The organism is Micromonospora sp. NPDC053740 (assembly GCF_040677775.1).
Taxonomy (GTDB): Bacteria; Actinomycetota; Actinomycetes; order Mycobacteriales; family Micromonosporaceae; genus Micromonospora; species Micromonospora alfalfae.
On the sequence record NZ_JBFASO010000008.1, the window covers coordinates 232,174 to 248,570 of the forward strand.

15 protein-coding genes are annotated in these 16,397 nt (G+C 71.3%); 10 read left to right on the forward strand and 5 right to left on the reverse strand.

From position 1 onward, the window contains the following. Nucleotides 1-13 precede the first annotated feature (13 nt). A complete protein-coding gene (locus AB0K35_RS22050) occupies nt 14-766 on the forward strand; it encodes an SDR family oxidoreductase (RefSeq protein WP_363887187.1) in 753 nt (250 codons plus the stop codon). An 81-nt stretch (nt 767-847) separates the two neighbouring features. Then, entirely contained in the window at nt 848-1,834 is a 987-nt protein-coding gene (locus AB0K35_RS22055) for an aldo/keto reductase (RefSeq protein WP_363887190.1), read from the forward strand. Between the two features lie 24 nt (nt 1,835-1,858). Here AB0K35_RS22055 and AB0K35_RS22060 read toward each other — a convergent pair whose 3' ends face one another. After that, on the reverse strand, nt 1,859-2,374 hold the full coding sequence (locus AB0K35_RS22060) for a GNAT family N-acetyltransferase (protein ID WP_238666523.1): 516 nt from the start codon (nt 2,372-2,374) through the stop codon (nt 1,859-1,861). Between the two features lie 131 nt (nt 2,375-2,505). Here AB0K35_RS22060 and AB0K35_RS22065 point away from each other — a divergent pair, with 131 nt between their 5' ends. Genes AB0K35_RS22065 through AB0K35_RS22075 form a run of 3 tightly spaced genes read left to right on the forward strand, consistent with a single transcriptional unit; the run spans nt 2,506 to nt 4,955 of the window. Then, nucleotides 2,506-3,060 carry an NAD(P)H-dependent oxidoreductase gene (locus tag AB0K35_RS22065; RefSeq protein WP_363887192.1) on the forward strand — a complete coding sequence of 185 codons (555 nt, stop codon included), beginning with the start codon at nt 2,506-2,508 and terminating at the stop codon, nt 3,058-3,060. A 27-nt stretch (nt 3,061-3,087) separates the two neighbouring features. Continuing rightward, nucleotides 3,088-4,101, forward strand: a complete 1,014-nt coding sequence (locus tag AB0K35_RS22070; RefSeq protein ID WP_238666525.1) for an ATP-binding cassette domain-containing protein — start codon at nt 3,088-3,090, stop codon at nt 4,099-4,101. Beyond that, complete coding sequence (locus AB0K35_RS22075; protein ID WP_363887194.1) at nt 4,098-4,955, forward strand: ABC transporter permease; 858 nt, start codon at nt 4,098-4,100, stop codon at nt 4,953-4,955. Before AB0K35_RS22070 ends, AB0K35_RS22075 begins: the two co-directional genes overlap by 4 nt. Nucleotides 4,956-5,101: 146 nt before the next feature. On the opposite strand, the gene AB0K35_RS22080 is transcribed toward AB0K35_RS22075, so the two are convergent. Next, nucleotides 5,102-8,395 (reverse strand): AAA family ATPase, encoded by a 3,294-nt coding sequence (locus tag AB0K35_RS22080; RefSeq protein WP_363887196.1) that lies wholly within the window; start codon nt 8,393-8,395, stop codon nt 5,102-5,104. A 168-nt stretch (nt 8,396-8,563) separates the two neighbouring features. On the opposite strand from AB0K35_RS22080, the gene AB0K35_RS22085 reads away from it, so the two are divergent. Both AB0K35_RS22085 and AB0K35_RS22090 read left to right on the forward strand, forming a co-directional pair. Beyond that, the gene (locus tag AB0K35_RS22085; protein ID WP_238666528.1) at nt 8,564-9,016 is read left to right on the forward strand and encodes a helix-turn-helix domain-containing protein; all 453 of its coding nucleotides are present in this window, start codon (nt 8,564-8,566) and stop codon (nt 9,014-9,016) included. Continuing rightward, entirely contained in the window at nt 9,009-9,377 is a 369-nt protein-coding gene (locus tag AB0K35_RS22090) for a DUF4180 domain-containing protein (RefSeq protein ID WP_238666529.1), read from the forward strand. Before AB0K35_RS22085 ends, AB0K35_RS22090 begins: the two co-directional genes overlap by 8 nt. 5 nt (nt 9,378-9,382) lie before the next feature. On the opposite strand, the gene AB0K35_RS22095 is transcribed toward AB0K35_RS22090, so the two are convergent. Next, nucleotides 9,383-10,018 carry a hypothetical protein gene (locus tag AB0K35_RS22095; protein ID WP_363887199.1) on the reverse strand — a complete coding sequence of 212 codons (636 nt, stop codon included), beginning with the start codon at nt 10,016-10,018 and terminating at the stop codon, nt 9,383-9,385. A gap of 179 nt (nt 10,019-10,197) precedes the next feature. Between AB0K35_RS22095 and AB0K35_RS22100 the strand changes: the two genes are divergently transcribed. After that, nucleotides 10,198-11,031: a hypothetical protein gene (locus tag AB0K35_RS22100; protein ID WP_363887201.1), complete on the forward strand. Its 834-nt coding sequence runs from the start codon at nt 10,198-10,200 to the stop codon at nt 11,029-11,031. Between the two features lie 354 nt (nt 11,032-11,385). Here the strand turns inward: AB0K35_RS22100 and AB0K35_RS22105 are convergent, their stop codons facing one another. Next, entirely contained in the window at nt 11,386-12,291 is a 906-nt protein-coding gene (locus tag AB0K35_RS22105) for a hypothetical protein (protein WP_363887203.1), read from the reverse strand. A gap of 206 nt (nt 12,292-12,497) precedes the next feature. Between AB0K35_RS22105 and AB0K35_RS22110 the strand changes: the two genes are divergently transcribed. Both AB0K35_RS22110 and AB0K35_RS22115 read left to right on the forward strand, forming a co-directional pair. Continuing rightward, nucleotides 12,498-13,403: a cellulose binding domain-containing protein gene (locus AB0K35_RS22110; protein ID WP_363887206.1), complete on the forward strand. Its 906-nt coding sequence runs from the start codon at nt 12,498-12,500 to the stop codon at nt 13,401-13,403. Between the two features lie 226 nt (nt 13,404-13,629). Further along, nucleotides 13,630-15,105 (forward strand): hypothetical protein, encoded by a 1,476-nt coding sequence (locus AB0K35_RS22115; RefSeq protein ID WP_363887208.1) that lies wholly within the window; start codon nt 13,630-13,632, stop codon nt 15,103-15,105. Nucleotides 15,106-15,189: 84 nt separating this feature from the next. Here AB0K35_RS22115 and AB0K35_RS22120 read toward each other — a convergent pair whose 3' ends face one another. Next, on the reverse strand, nt 15,190-16,296 hold the full coding sequence (locus AB0K35_RS22120; protein ID WP_363887210.1) for an FAD-binding oxidoreductase: 1,107 nt from the start codon (nt 16,294-16,296) through the stop codon (nt 15,190-15,192). Between the last annotated feature and the right edge of the window lie 101 nt (nt 16,297-16,397).

The window sequence follows — 16,397 nt, forward strand, 5'->3', positions numbered from 1 at the left end:
GAGGCTCGACGGCATGACGAACATGATCGCCCTGATCACCGGGGCCAACAAGGGAATCGGCTTCGCCACCGCCCGGCAGCTCGGCGCCCTCGGGATGACCGTGCTGGTGGGGGCGCGCGACACCGAGCGGGGTCGGGCCGCGGAGCGGGAGCTGCGCGACGGCGGCGCGGACGCGGTGTTCCTGCCACTCGACGTCACCGACGCCGAGTCGGTGGCGGCCGCCGCGAAGCGGGTGGAGGCGGAGTACGGCCGGCTGGACGTGCTGGTCAACAATGCCGGCATCATCCTCGCCGACGGCGCTCGGGGGCTACCCAGCGAGACGGCCGTGGCGACGCTGCGCCGGCTGTACGAGACGAACGTCTTCGGGGTGGTGGCGGTGACCAACGCGCTGCTGCCGCTGCTGCGCCGGGCACCGGCCGCCCGGATCGTCAACGTGTCGAGCGAGGTTGGCTCGATCGCCGTGATGACCGACCCGAACGGTGCGCTGTTCGAGCTGACCTCCGTGCCATACCCGTCGTCGAAGGCGGCACTGAACATGCTCACCGCCATGTACGCCAAGGAGCTGCGGGACACGCCGATCACTGTGAACGCGGCGAACCCGGGCTACTGCGCCACCGACCTCAACGGCAACAGCGGCTTCCGCACCGCCGAACAGGGCGCCGAGGTCAGCGTGCACCTGGCGACCCTGCCGGCCGACGGGCCGAGCGGGCTGCTCTGGGGCTTCCAGATGGACGCCGGCGGCGGGTACGGCGTGCTGCCCTGGTGACTGAGCGCTTGACCTGGAGCGCGCTCCAGCCGGCACTGTGACTCGTGCGCCCACCGGTAGGGCGCACGAGAGGAGATCCCCATGCGGTACCGCACGATCGGCACCGACCCGGCGACCCGGCGCGAGGTCAGTGTGCTCAGCCTCGGCGCGATGCTCTTCGGCAGCGCCACCGACGAGGCCACCTCCTACGCGATCCTCGACCGGTACGTCGAGGCCGGCGGCACGTTCATCGACACGTCGGACAACTACGCGTTCTGGGTGGACGGCGGGCAGGGCGGGCAGAGCGAGGAGCTGCTCGGCCGGTGGCGGCGCAGCCGCGGCGTCGGCGCCGAGATCGTCATCGCCACCAAGCTGGGCGCCCGACCGCTGGCCCCGGGGACCAGCTACCTGGACAACGCCGAGGGCCTCTCCGCCACTGTGATCCGCGAGTCCGCGGAGCGCAGCCGGGAACGGCTCGGGGTGCAGCGGCTGGACCTGCTCTACGCGCACATCGAGGACCGGACCGTGCCGCTGCGGGAAACCGTGGAGGGCTTCGCCGAGCTGGTCGCCGAGGGCACCGTGGGTCTGCTGGGCGCCAGCAACCACCGGGCCTGGCGGGTGGAGCGGGCCCGCGGGTTGGCCGCCGCCGCCGGCCTGCCGGGGTACGAGGTGCTCCAGTACCACCGCAGTTACCTGCCGAACCGCACCGACATGGTCAGCGAACTGGACCCGGACGGCGAGCCGGGCGGCGTCAGCGGTGACCTGCTCAGCTACCTGCGTGCCGAACCCGAGCTGACCCTGGTGGCATACTCGCCACTGCTCAAGGGCGCGTTCACCCGGGCGGACAAGCCGCTCAGCTCGGCGTACGACCTGCCGAGCGCGCCCCGGCGACTGGCCGCGCTGCGAGAGGTGGCCGGGCAGATCGGCGCGACAGTCAACCAGGTGGTGCTCGCCTGGCTGCTGGGCGGTGAGCTGCCGTCCATCCCGCTGGTGGGCGCCTCGTCGGTGGCGCAACTGGAGGAGAGCCTGGCAGCGGTCGACCTGGAGCTGACCGCCGAGCAGCGGCACCGCCTCGACACCACCTGGTGACAGTCACCGGCCGCCCCGCCGACCTCAGCTCACTGTCGGTGGGGCGGTCAGGTCGAGCTGCCAGTCGTTGGCCCGCATCATCTGCCCCGGCGGGTATTCGAAACCGGTCTCACCGAGCAGCGTGAAGCCGGCCTTGCGGCACACCGCGTTCGAGGCGGGATTGTCCACCGAGGGGTAGGCGTGGGCGTAGTGCCGGTCCCGTCGGGCGCGCGCCACGTCCACCACCGCGCGCACCGCCGCTGTCGCCAGCCCCTGCCCCCGGTACGCGGGCAGCACCGCCCAGCCCAGCTCGTACACCGGCTGGTCGCGCCACTCGCGGGCCCAGTAGCCGACGCTGCCCGCCCGTGCCCCGTCCGGCAGCACCAGCGTGAACATGCAGCCCTGCCCGGTGCCGGAGAAGTGCACGTACCGGTCGTGGCGGGCGAGCACCTGCTCGTCGGTCTCCGGGCCGCCGGTGTGCTTGCGGGTGTCCGGTGAGTTGAGCTGCCGCAGCAGGTCGAGGTCGTCCTCGTGCCACTGCTCGATGCGTACCTGTGCCATTCCGCTCCTTCATTTGTCGACCCCCAGTCAAACCGATCGCACCGACATTTCGCCCCGAACCGCGCCCGCTAGATCGGATCTAGCGGGCGCCTGTCGTCACCTCGCGCCTTCAGTGTGGAAGGGGGTGGGCCATGACCCAGTTGCGGATCGCGGTGATCGTCGGCAGCACCCGGGAGGGGCGGGTCGGCGACCGGGTCGCCCACTGGTTCGTCGAGCAGGCAGCGCGGCACGACGACCTGGCGGTGACTGTCGTTGACCTGACCGGGTACGACTTCCCGGCCACCTACCCCGCCGAGCCGACCGCGTCCATCCGGGCGTTCGTCAGCGAGGTGGGCCGGGCGGACGCGTTCGTCGTGGTCACCCCCGAGTACAACCACAGCTTCCCGGCACCCTTGAAACAAGCCATCGACTACGCGTACGACGAGTGGCAGGCCAAAGCGGTCGGCTTCGTGTCGTACGGCTGTGGGTCCACCGGACTGCACGCTGTCGACCAGCTACGTACCGTCTTCACCGCACTGCACGCGATGACGGTGCGCGATGTCGTCGGGATCGACCTGCTCGCCGGCGAGCCGACCACCCAGTGCGCCGACGAGCTGCAACGCGACGTCGGCGTCCTGCTCGACCAGCTGCGCTGGTGGGGTCTGGCCCTGCGCGACGGCCGGGCGGCTCGACCCTACGTCTCCTGAACACGTCCACCACGAAAGGTAAGGATCATGAGTAGACGCACCACCGGCCTGGCCATCGAAGCCGAGGGGCTCACCCGCTCATTCGGGGACACCCGGGCGCTGGCCGGCATCGACCTCCAGGTGCCCGCCGGCACCGTCTACGGTCTGCTCGGCCCCAACGGCGCTGGCAAGACCACAGCGGTCCGGGTACTCGCCACGTTGCTGCGACCCGACGGCGGCTCGGCCCGGGTCTTCGGGCACGACGTGGTCACCGAGGCCGACAAGGTCCGTTCCCGGGTCAGCCTCACCGGCCAGTACGCCTCCGTCGACGAGGACCTGACCGGTACGGAGAACCTGGTGCTCCTCGCCCGCCTGCTCGGCCTGCCCAAGCCGGCAGCTCGGGAGCGCGCGGCGGCCCTGCTCGCCGCGTTCGGGCTGACCGAGGCGAGTGACCGCCAGGTGAAGAAGTACTCGGGCGGGATGCGGCGACGCATCGACATCGCCGCCAGCATCCTGAACACCCCGGATCTGCTCTTCCTCGACGAGCCGACGACGGGCCTCGACCCACGTAGCCGCAACCAGGTGTGGGAGATCGTCCGGGCGGTGGTGTCGCACGGCACGACGGTGCTGCTGACCACCCAGTACCTCGACGAGGCCGACCAGCTCGCCGGGCGGATCGCCGTCGTCGACCACGGGCGGGTGATAGCGGAGGGCACCCCTGGTGAGTTGAAGTCGTCGGTCGGGTCCGGCACCGTCCACCTGCGACTGCGCGACCCCGCTCAGCGCCCCGAGGCGGAGCGGGTGCTCCGGGAGGCGCTCGACGTGCCGGTGCAGCTCGCCGCCGATCCGGTGGCGTTGACAGCCCGAGTCGGCGAGGCCGGCACCGACCTCGACGCCAGCGCCCAGGCCGCTCGCGTACTCAGCGACCTGGCCCGCGCCGGCATCGTGGTCGACAACTTCTCCCTCGGCCAGCCGAGCCTGGACGAGGTCTTCCTGGCCCTGACCGACCACCCCGCCGTGCCGGCCGGCGAGCGCGACGACGAGCTGGAGGCAGCCCGATGAGCGACACCACGACCACCACTACCGAACGGGCACCGGCCGTGTACGTTCCGTCCGCCGAGGCGCTGGCTACCGTGCTCGCGCCCGGTGCCCGACCGCCCCGGCCGAGCGCGCTGGGCGCGTCGCTCACCTTCGGCTGGCGGGCCATGCTGAAGATCAAGCACGTGCCGGAGCAGCTCTTCGACGTGACCGCGTTCCCGATCATCATGGTGCTGATGTTCACGTACCTGTTCGGTGGCGCCCTGGCCGGAAGCCCGCGTGAGTACCTGCAGTTCTTCCTGCCCGGCATCATGGTGACCAGCGTCGTCATGATCACCATGTACACCGGCGTCGGCCTCAACACCGACATCGAGAAGGGCATCTTCGACCGGTTCCGGACGCTGCCCGTCTGGCGTCCGGCCGCCCTGGTCGGCATGATCTTCGGCGACGTGCTGCGCTACATCCTCGCCGCCGTGGTGATCCTGGGTCTCGGGCTGGTGCTCGGGTTCCGCCCCGAAGGCGGGGTGGTCGGGGTTGTCGTCGGGATCGGCCTGCTGGTGGTCTTCTCGTTCGCGTTCTCCTGGGTGTGGACGTTCTTCGGGCTGATCCTGCGCAGCGAGAAGTCGGTGATGGGAGTCAGCATGATGGTGCTGTTCCCGCTGACGTTCCTCAGCAACGTCTTCGTCGAGCCGAGCACCATGCCCGGCTGGCTCCAGGCGTTCGTGAAGGTCAACCCGGTGACGCAACTGGTGGCCGCGATCCGCGGAGCGATGAGCGGCGACTCGGACCCGTCGGCCACGATGTGGCTGCTGCTGTGGAGCGCCGGCTTCGTCCTGGTCTTCGGCACCCTGACCATGTACAAGTACAACCGCCGCTAACCCCACCCCCACCCCACCCCGCGCCCCCGCGCCCCGCCCCCGCTCGACCCCCGCGATCTTGCACTTCCTGTCCCGACAAGGGTGGCAAATCCCCCTGAATCGACGACCGAAAGTGCAAGATCGCGGGGCTGAGGGCGGGGCGGGGGTTAGAGCTGCCAGGGCAGCGGAGCCGGGGGTAGGTAGCGGCAGGTGGTGCCGGTGGAGACGGCTTCGCGTAGGTGGCTCGCGAGTGCCGGGTGTCGGTCGTCGAGCTTGCGGAGCGTGTCGCGGATCCGCGCGGTCACCGTCTTGCGGGCCCGTTCGGCCTCGTCGCCCAGACGACGGCTCCGGCCGGCGAGGCCCGCCGCGGCACGCAGCTCGTCGAGCAACGCGCCCCGCTCGACGTCCAGTTTGGACACCTTCTGGTCGTCGTCGCGGGCGGCTGCCCGGTCGATCTCCTCGTCGAGGCGGGCCAGGTGCCGCCGGTAGCGGGCCTTCGCCTCGTCGTCGAGGACCGGGTCGGCGCCCATCCGGCGGGCGGCCACCAGCTCCGGACCCGCCGCCGGGTCGAGCAACTCCACGGCGGGCACGTCGCTGCCTGGGCGGCTGAGCAGCAGGTGCAGGTCGTGCAGGCCCTTGGCGTCGGGCAGGTGCACGACGACACCCTCGTACGCGAGCTGCCAGACCGGCCCGTCGCGTCGAAACTCGTACCCCTCGATCGCAGCCGCGACCGGCACGGCCTGGCCGGGCGCGACAACCCGACCCGACCCAGCAGTCTGGCCTGCCCCGACGGCCTGAGCCGACCCGACGGCCTGAGCCGGGAGGTCGGCGTCGGCGGCTGTCGGGGCGGCGAGACGGTGGAGCACCTGCGTCATGCCGAGGGCGGTCGCCTCCTGGATCGCGGCGGCGCGCAGCGCTGTCGACGTCGCGGTGTCGCCCGGGTGACCTCGGCCGGCGAGGGCGTTCGCGAGGCCGGTGCGGGCGAGCAGCGACCAGGGCCGGGAGCCCAACCGGTCGGCGGAGTCCCGAGCGGCGGTGAAGCCGGCGATGGCGTCGTCCCAGCGTTGCTGGGCGGCGTCGATCAGCGCCAGCCAGTGGTCGACGGGGCCACTGATGTCGCAGCCGAAGAGCCCTACCGTCCACTCTCCACGGTGCGGGGCCAGCGCGGCTCGCGCGGCGTCGCAGCGCTTCGGGTCGGCGGACGCGGCGGCGGCCTGCGCGCGTAGCCGTAGCCAGAGCGGTGACACCGGGCGCGGGTACCGGATGCCGTCGGCCTCGATGCCGGCGGTCAGCCGGATCGCCGTCTCGCCGTCGCCCCGCTCGGCCGCGGTGATCGCCCGCAGCAGCTCCCGGTAGGGGTAGTCGATCGGGGCCAGCCCGTCCACCAGCGCTGCGGCCTCGGCGACCCGGCCTTGGAGCAGCAGTCGGGACCAGCGCAGGTGGTGGCCCATGAAGCCGAACTCGGCGTGGCTCGGGTCGGCGTGGTCGCCGAGCACGGTGAACCGCTCGTCGGCCGCGGTGAAGTCGCCGCGGAACGCCGCGATGATCCCGCTGTCGACGGCCGCGGCCATCCGGTGCCGGGCGAAGTCGCCCTGCCGTTCGGCGTCGACGAAGGTGGTCAACTCCTCGGCGAAGCGAGGGTCGCCCAGCTCCAGCAGCGCCACCCAGCGCAGCGAGGTCGCCCACAGCTCGGTCTCCCGGTCGCCCGTCCGACGGGCCACGTCCCGGATCTCGGCGGTGAGCGCGGCTCGGGTCGCGGCGGTGCCGAGCCCCCAGGTCGTGTCGTGGCGGGCCCAGAGGCTGAAGGTGAGCGCCTCGTCGTCCTGCCCTCGACGGGCGATCGTCTCGCTGGCGGTGATCAGGTCGGCGACCAGGGCGCCGACGGTCGCGGTGGCGTCCGGTTCGCCGATCAACCGGCGGTACGCCTCGCGCACCAACTCCGCCGCCTCGACCGACTGGGCGGTATCCACCTGGCGGGAGCGGTTCACCGTGAGCGCGACCCGGGCCAGCAGCACCGGTTCGTCGAGCGAACGGGCCAGCCTGGCGGCCTCGGCCAGCAGTCGCGTGACCTCTTCCCGGCGGGCATGGTGATAGTGCGACTCGGCGAACTCGACGAGGATCCGCACACGTTGTGCCGGGTCTTCGACGACCTCGAGGGCTCGGCGGAAGTGCACCGCCGCCTCGTCGCCGGCCAGCCGGGCGAACGCGTCCCGCCCGGCGGCGACCAGCAGCGTGGCCACCCGGCCCCGGTCGAGCGCGGGGCCGGCCAGGTAGGCGTGGCGGGCGAGGTCGGCCGGGATCAGCCGGTCGGTGAGCTCCCGCAGGTCGTCGACCGCCCGGACGACAGCGCCGTGGCGGGCCCGCCGGTCGTCGTCGCTCAGCCCGTCGTAGAGGGTTTCGCGGACCAGGTCGTGGGCGAAGGCGAACCGGCCACCGCCCCGGGCGACCACCAGTCGAGCGGTCACCGCCCGGTCGAGCAGCCGGTCGACCTGCGCCGCCGGTGCGGCCGCGCAGGCCGCGAGGACCTGACGGTGGAACTCGCGACCCAGTACGGCGGCGACGGTCAGCGCCTCCACCACGGCGGCGGGCAACTGGGCCAGGCGGCGGCGCACCGCCTCCCGTACGCCGGGTGCGATAGTGCCGACCGCGTCGTCGGCGTGCCACAGCCGCGCGGTCTGCTCGACGAAGAACGGGTTGCCGCCGGTGCGCCGGTGCACCTCGTCGACCAGGCTGGCCTCGGGCTCCCGGCCGGCGGTCCGGGTCATCAGTGCGGCTACCTCGTCGCGGGTGAAACCGGTGAGGGTGATCGTGGTGGCCTTCGCGACCAGCGGCATCAGCAGTGGGCGCAGCGGATGCTCGCCCGACTCGACCTCGGCGTCGCGGTAGGTGCCGATCAGCAGGAGCCGCTCGAACCAGGTGTGCTGGGCGGCGAAGCTCAGCAACCGCAGTGAGGCCGGGTCGGCCCAGTGCAGATCGTCGAGGACGACCACTACCGGCCGGTGCTGGGAGACGGCGACCAGGGCGGCGGTCACCGCGTCGTACAGCGCGAACGCCTCCTGGTCGGCGGCGTCCGGGCCGGGGTCGACGCCGGCCCAACTGACGAGGCGACCGGCCTGCTCGCCGCCGACGCCGGACTGGCCGAGCAGGGCCGCGAGGGCCGGCTCGGCGGACTGCCGCGCCACCTCCCAGTCGTCGGCGGATCGCCGCAGGGAACGCAGCACCTGCACCCACGGCCAGTAGCCGGGGGCGCTGTCGGAATCCCAGCAGGCGGCGCCGAGCACCAGCGCGCCCCGCTGCCGGGCCTCCCGGGCCGCCGACGTGACGAGGGTGGTCTTGCCGATGCCCGGCTCGCCGGTGACCAGGGCGAGACCGCCGTGGCTGGTGGTGGCGCGATCCAACTCGGCACGCAGCAGACCCGCGGGGTGATCCCGCCCGATGATGGCGTCGCCGAGCGCGTCCATGGTTTCCAGACGGTACTGGACCTGTCCGACAGCGCGAGCGAGTTAGCCGGCCGGACGCCTCGCGGGGTCTCACCGGTCCAGGCGGGTTCGGAGCCTTTGGAGCTGATGTCACAAACGAGTCGGCCCCATCGTTACCTATACTTCCCTATCCGGGTAGCATAGGGAACGATGACGGAAGACATGTACTCAGTTGAGCAGGTGGCCGAACGGCTCAACCTGCATGTGCGCACCGTGCGCGGCTATATCCGCTCGGGCCGGCTGCGCGCGGTACGGATCGGTAAGCAGTACCGGATCGCCGCCAGCGATCTCGACGCCCTCACCGGACAGGCCCCGACCGCGCCCAGCGTCGCCAGGCAGGCGGAGGTGTCGAGCATCGTCCAGATCGACGGTGTCGGCAGAGCCGCCGCCGACCGGCTCGGCACGCTCGTGCTCACCAGCGCCAACACGGGCCACGACCAGGCCAACCCGCTGCGGGTGCAGACGGTGCACGACGAGGAACGCCACCGTCTGAAGATCATCATCCTGGGTGACCCGGCCGCCACCGCCGAGTTGCTGCACCTGCTCGACGCCGTACTCAACGCCGACAACGGCCTGCTCGACCGGGAGGTCCACGATGTCTGACGAGATCCAGGAACGGGCCGGAGTGCCGGTGCTGGTCTGCGACCCGGCGGGGCCGCCGGTGGCCACCGAGCAGGACGCGCTGGACCTGATCGGGGCGGCGTTCCTTGGCGCCCAGGTGGTCGCCGTGCCGGCCAACCGACTCGACGAACGCTTCTTCTCGCTGGGCACCCGCTTCGCCGGCGACGTGATGCAGAAGTTCGTCAACTACCGGGTGCGGCTGGCCGTCGTCGGCGACATCTCGGCGCAGCTCGCGGAGAGTTCCGCGTTGCGTGCGCTGGTGCACGAGTCGAACCAGGGTGGGCAGATCTGGTTCGTCCCCGACCTCGACGCGCTCGACACCCGCCTCCGCACCGCCCGATAGCCACCTCACCGGTCGGGCACGACCGCCATCTCCACCGCGTCCGGCTCCACTCCCCTGATCCGAGCCTGCTCGGCCGCCCACCGCAGATAGGCCAGCCATTCCTCGGACGACCACCAGTTGCGCCGGCCGACACCCGCCTCGGCGGGGAGTTGGCTGGCCACGACCCGGTCGAGGATCAGGGGCTGCACCCCGCCCGCCCCTCGCCGGTAGCCGACGAAGTAGAGGACCTTCGTGCACAGGCCCGGACCCAACCAGGGCAGACGAGTGTGGTCGGGGTCGCGGAAGCGGCGGTACGCCGTACGCAGCGCGTCCTCGTCGGGCGCTGGCGTGGACACCTCCTCCAGCGCGTACGCCAGGCGTTTGCCGTGCGGATCGGCGTCGAGCGACCTGGCGGCGCGCCACGGGCCGTACCCGATGGGTCCGTAAGCCCAGGCCAGCACGGCCGTCAGTAGGTGCCGTGGGCTCGCGGACCCCGCCCGGTAAGCGTCGGCCACCGCGAAGACGTCGCGCCGCCAGAGCTCGCCGGTCGCTGGCAGCGTGTCGGGCCACGCGTCCGGCGGTAGCCCCGCTCGCCAGCGGTCGACGTTCACGGCGACCGGGGCCCACTCGCCCGGTGACTCCACACCTTTGGTCGTCTGCATCGTCGCCTCCCTCGGAGCGCGCGCTCGCGGGACTCCGTGGTTCGGACGCTATGGCCGGCCGCTTCCGCCTGCTGCCCGCCGACGGCAAATCGCGGTATCGACCGCAGGGGCGCCTGCCTTCCGGGGAGCCAGCATCCGGCGGGGTCGTGAACGTCGCACGGTTCACCTACGGTGCACCCGTGCTTCCCCGAAACGTGAAGGTCCTCGATCAGGTCCGCGCCGAGGCGCTGCGCCGCGACATCCCCGCCGCCGACGTGGAGCGCTGGCTGGAGCTCGCCCGCCCGTCCGCCCTCCTGACACAGGGAGGTGACGGGCCGGTCGTCGGCGCCATCCGTGGACCCTTGACGCTCCCGGCCGACGCCAAGGACCCCACGTACCCCTTGATCGCCACCATCGACTGCGCTGCCCTACCGGCAGACGTGACCGACCTACCACTACCGTCCGACGGCCGCCTGCTGCTGTTCGGCTGGCCCGAAGAAAGCGGCTGGGGCGAGGTGATGTACGTGCCGGCGGGCGTGGCGGTCGAGGAGCGAGAGCAGTACCCGCCGGGCTTCTCTCCGGACGACGAGGAGTGTGCCGAGGTCTACGCCGAGATCCCACAGGGCGATCTGCACCTCACTGTCGACATCTCTCTGCCCTACGTCAAGACCATCCCAGGGCTCCCGTGGTCTCCGCCGCTGCCGGGAGATCCCCCGTTCGAAGAGCTGACCGAGGTGTGGAAGGAAGTCCTGGACAAGCTGCCGGACGGCCCGTTCTCCTATGGAGGCTGGACGACGCCGCTGCTGTTGGGCGGCTACGGCACTGACTGCAACGGTTTCAACCCCGCGTGGTTGGGCGCCAACCCCTCGGGCCGGTCCGGCCACGAGGAGTCGGACCATGGTGACTGGGTTGTGCTGGCCGAGTTTCACGGCGGGAGACAGGGCGGCGCGAGCATCCACTGGGTGATCCAGCGTGCCGACCTGAAGGAGCGACGCTTCAACCAGGCCAGCGTCCTCGTCTACTGGAATCCGTGAGGCCGGACGCCCCCGTGAGCGTCGAGGGCTCAGGACTAGCCGCACAGTGACCGGGTACGCGCGATCCATGGGTAGCCACAAGCAGAACAAACACGACAGCGGCGGCGAGTCGGCACGAGGCCGGCGGCATTCGGGCAGCGGCGCTCCGGGCCGCCAGGGCTCGCCCGTGGAGCACTCACCTGACCAAAGGCACCGCCGTACCGCTACCGGCCCGGCCGGCACCGAACGCGACCTGGGCCGGGCCAAGGTCTCGGGCGACGGGCGGATCCAGCGCCAGGGCGGCTCCTGAGCCGACCACTCAGCCGGTGCAGCGGCTCGCAGGTTCGCAGGGCGGCTGCACCGGCTGAGCGGTCTCTACGGCGTGGCGCAGATGGCGTACGCCGTGTCTGACCAGTTTCCGGCGAAGGCGTCCTCCTCGTACGCGCCGGACGCCGCTGATGTCGGGGCGGTCGCGGGGCCGCCGTTGGGGCGGAAGTCGTCCACGATGCCCTCGCCGGTCACCCCGTTCAGCTCGTAGCCGGCGCCGGTGAGCACCTTCCCGACCGGGCAGGTCGCGGTGACGCTGCGGAAGTCGAGGGAGGTGCTGGCTCCCACGGCGGAGGCGCGCACCAGGCCCGCGAGGGGGTTGGCGCAGATCGCGTACGCGGTGGCGGACCAGTTCAGGGCCGTGGCGTCCGACTCGTACGCGCCGACGGTGACCGCGGTGGGCGCGGTGGCGACGCCACCGTTGGGGCGGAAGTCGTCGACGACACCTTCGCCGGTGACGCCGTTGAGTTCGTAGCCGGTGCCGGTGAGCGCCTTCCCGGCCGGGCACGTTGCGGTGACGCTGCGGAAGTCGGTCGAGTTGCTGACGCTGGTTGTGGCCACCCGGACCAGGCCCGCGAGGGGGTTGGCGCAGATCGCGTACGCCGTCACCGACCAGTTCCCTGCGAATGCCTCGGTCTCGTAGGCGCCGACGGTGACAGCGGTCGGTGCGGTGGCGACGCCACCGTTGGGGCGCAGGTCGTCGACGATGCCCTCGCCGGTGACGCCGTTGAGTTCGTAGCCGGTGCCGGTGAGCACCTTCCCGACCGGGCAGGTCGCCGTGACGCTGTGGTAGTCGGCCGAGCTGCTGACGCTTGTCGCGGCGACCCGCACCAGGCCGGGGACCGCGGCGGACGCCGGGCTCGCCGGGACGAGCACCGCCCCGGCCGCGACAAGACCGAGCACGAGTACTGACGCTCGGGCGCCGATCCGCCGGGTTTCGTTCTGAGTTCGCATGTGTTTCTCCCGTCTGAGGCCGGACGGGGCGGCAGGTGCGACGCCGACGTCGAGGCCGTTCGTGATGACGGGTTCACGCTAGGTAGCCACCTGACCAGGCATTATCTCCAAACCGACTACGTCGCGTAACGGACTGGTCTCGTCGTCGGCGTCACTGGCCTGATGGACGATGCGTTTACATCGATGACCGTGCATATCATTCGGCTATGCCTGCTCGCCGCGTCACCGCCACCATCGCCCTCGCCGCGCTGGCGAGCCTGCTCGCCGTCAACGCCGCCCGTGCCGACGGCCCAGCGATCGGCACCCCGGGCACCCCCACCGTGGTGGTCAACGAACCCCACCAGCTCACGCTCAACTGGACGCCCTCCACCTGGGTCGAGCCCGGCACGGAGCAGCCGATCAACTACGAGGTGCAGGTGCCGCTGGGGCCGAACACGTACCGCTTCCTCGGCTCCACCACCGACACCACGATCACCCTGACCGACCTGGCACCCGGCACGACGTACCGGATCGGGATCGCCGCCCGCGCGCTCGGCGGCTACTCCGACACCTCGCCCACCACCACAGTGCGCACCGCGGCCGGCCGCGCGACTGTCAGCTACCTCAACCTGGACTGGTCACCGACGAACAACCAGATCCAGCACCTCCTGAAGGTGACAAACACCGGCACCGCGCCACTCGACCTGAGCACCGTCCAGGTCCGCTACCACCTGCGCTTCGAGGGCGGCAACACCTCGCTCGTGCCGCACTGCGACTGGGCCGCACTGGGCTGCGACCGGATCCGGCAGACCGTGCAGTTCTTCGTCCCGCCGGGCGGGCCGCCGGGCGGGCCGCCGGGCGGGCCGTCCGGCGCGATGACGACGCCAGCACCGCCGTACCCGGCCCCGGGAACGCCGGTCCCCGGCTGGGTGGAGCTGACCTTCACCGACGGCACGCTCGCGCCGGGCCAGTCGACCGGGCCGATCCAACTGCGGCACCACCGGCACAGCTGGAGCGACATCGACGAACGCGACGACCCGAGCTGGCTCGCCGCCACCGGCCAGTGGACCGAGAACGACCGGATCACACTGGACGTCGACGGGGTCCGCGAGTTCGGCGACACCTACTCCTGACCACTCCCGGGCACGCGCCGGGCGACCGGCGTGCCCCGGGTCTGGGTGGCCTTGTCCTGACGGACGTGATGCCTGTGAATCATCATGATGACTCACAGGCATCACGCTTCTCGGGGAACTACTCCCGACCGTCCCGCGTCCTGGCTCTGGCGTCCCAACGGCACCGCCTCCTCTGATGATTGAGCGCCTCAGCCCCTGGCTTGACCGGTCACCTTACGATCCGCTCATGCGGCGCGAGGAGATAGACGGAGTTACTGTCATCCAACGCAATGTGCCTGGCACCCTGGCCGCGTCGCTGACGTTTGGCTGCGGTGCCCGCGACGAAGAGATCGACTCCATCGGCCTGACTCATCTCGTACAGCACCTGGTGGACTGGACCGAGGATCACGTCGCGGAGAATTACCAGGACCACGTGTGGATGAACGAAACGCAATTCCTCGCAGGCGGCCCACCGGATCGGGTCGCCGAGCATTTCGCCACTATCTGCTCGGCTATCAGTAATCTTCCGCCGGAGGATCTGTCCGACGCCGTCGTGGGCCTCGATGCGGACAGCCGGTATGTCTCGAACATCGAAGAAGGTCTGCGCGACCCGTGGGGAGCGCTGCTGTCGCGGCGTTTCGGGCCCAGCGGATACGGCCTGTCGCGCTGGCCCGCAGTGGACTACAAGCTCTTCACGGCGGACGAGATCCGACGGCATGTCGAGAGGTTCTTCACCAGCGGCAACGCGGTTCTCACCCTGACTGGCGAACCGCCGCAGGCGATGCGACTCCCCTTGCCCGCCGGCCCGCGAGTCACCCGCAGCACGGCACTCGTGAACCACGAGATCGGGCCCATCTGGTACGCCGACGAGGTCCGCGGCGTAGCGCTGATAATCAGTGTCGAGCCCAGCGCGGAAGCGGCCTTCCTGATGTGGGCCCTGCGGTCGCGGGTCGCTGAGGCAGTACACCGGGCCGGGGTGGCCCTCGGTGCCGAGTTCGTGTGCGAGGTCGTCGACAGTACGCGGCACGAGCTCGGGTTGAGGGTCACGCCGGAGTTCGGCAGGAAGGGCAAGAGTTTCGACGCCACCGTCGCGGCGGAGCTGCTCTGGGCCGAGCTGCGGCGGTTTGTCTCCGACGGAATCGACCGGGTGGAGATCGCTGACCTGATGCCAACGCAGGACGAGGACCCGACGGTCGACGTTGAATGGATCGACGCGATCTCCAGCCTCGAATCCTTGACCCAGCGGGAGCTGCTCGGCACGGCGAAGATCGACTACTGGGAATCGCTCAGCGAACTGGCCGGACTCACTCCGGAATCGGCGCGGGACATCGTATCGGCCTGGCTCTCAAGCGCCATGATCGTCGTGCCGTACGGGTCGACGCCGAACCTTCCTGGCACCACCGACGCTTCCTGCCCGACCACCCGCTTCGTGCCGACAGGTGAGGTGGTCAGGCCGACGTTCTCCAAGAGGTTCCGCAACAAGGGCTCGCTGGTCGTCGGCACCGACGCCCTCTCCACTGTGGATGGTGATGGCAACGTGCACACGGTCCCGTTGTCCCAGGCACTCGTGGTCGAGCGGTTTGGCGTCATCCAGCTCGCCCACCTCGGCCACGGCTGCGTCACCACGATCTCGGACTTCGCTGACGCCGCCGACAAGCTCCGGTCCGTCCTGCCGCCGCGGCGTGTCCGCCAGGCCGCCAGGCAGCTCAGTTCCCATTGGTGAACGAACGTCGAGAATCCTGATCGCCACCTCGGCCGGAGGGGTGCACGGCCCGGTCAGGGTGTGTCGAGTGCGGCAGGCAGGCCATCAGCAGGTGTAGCTCTCGGGCAGGCGGATGCGCGCGGCGGGGATGCCGAGGGCGAGCAGCCGCGGCCGCGCGCCGGCCAGCATCGCGGGTGGGCCGCAGAGGTAGACGTCCTGGCCGGGCTGGTGGTGGTCGAGGGCGATGGTCAGGGCGTCGCCCCACTCGGCCGGTTCGGCGCAGGGGTCGCCGGAGAGGGCCGGCACGATCGTCAGCCAGTCGTGGGCGCACTGGAGCTTGTCGAGGGCGATCGCGTCGTACAGGTCGGTGAAGGTGCGCGCGCCGACGATGAGCGTCACCCGCCGGCCGTCCGGTGCGGCGGCGACCTGTTCGACCAGGGCGCGCAGCGGCGCCAGGCCGGTGCCACCGGCGGCGAGGAGCAGGTCGTTGGTGCTGGCCGGGTCGAGGCTCAGACCGGTGTCGACGGGCGGGCCGAGCCAGAGCAGCTCGCCGGGGCGTACCTCATGGACCAGGCGGTGGGAGACGGTGCCGGCGGGTACGGCGCGGACGTGCAGCTCGACGGTGCCGTCCGCGCGTGGGGCGTTTGCCGGTGAGAGCCAGCGCCAGTGCCCCGGCAGGCGCGGCGTGCAGACCGGGATGGCCTGACCTGGCTGGAAGGGCAGGCGCCGCCAGGGACGTACCGTCAGGATGGCGATGTCGGACGACGGCCGGTGGTGGCCGATCACCTGGACGTGCCACCAGGCCCGGCCGCCGCCGGCCCGGGCGGCGGCGCGGCGGATCGCGTGCGTGGCGCGGCACAGGGCGCGCTCGGCGGCGATGGTGAGCTGCGGCGTCCACAGTGGGCGCACGTGGCGGGCAACCGTGGCGAGCAGCGCGTCGCCGATGGTGGCGGCGTGCGGGAGCAGGCCGAAGTGACGGTACGCGCGGCCGAGCACCCGGAGCAGCGCCGCCCGGCTCGCCGGATCGTCGACGTCGAGCATTAGGCGGCCCAGCGCGGTGAAGAAGAGCGGCGCGTCGCGCTGTGCGAGCAACCCCGCTCGGCGGTCTTCGAGTGTGCACCAGAAGTCACCGGCGGCCCGCACGTCGACCGACTCCCAGGCAGCGGCCAGGCGCACCCGAGCCGGGTGATCGTCATCGATCGCGGTGGGCATGCCGGCTCCAAGACGTTGATTCGTGGGCTGGCACCGGGGCGGGCGGGAGGAGCTGCGCCGTTGAGGGCCGGCGCAACCCCGGGACAAGGAACCCGCCCTGG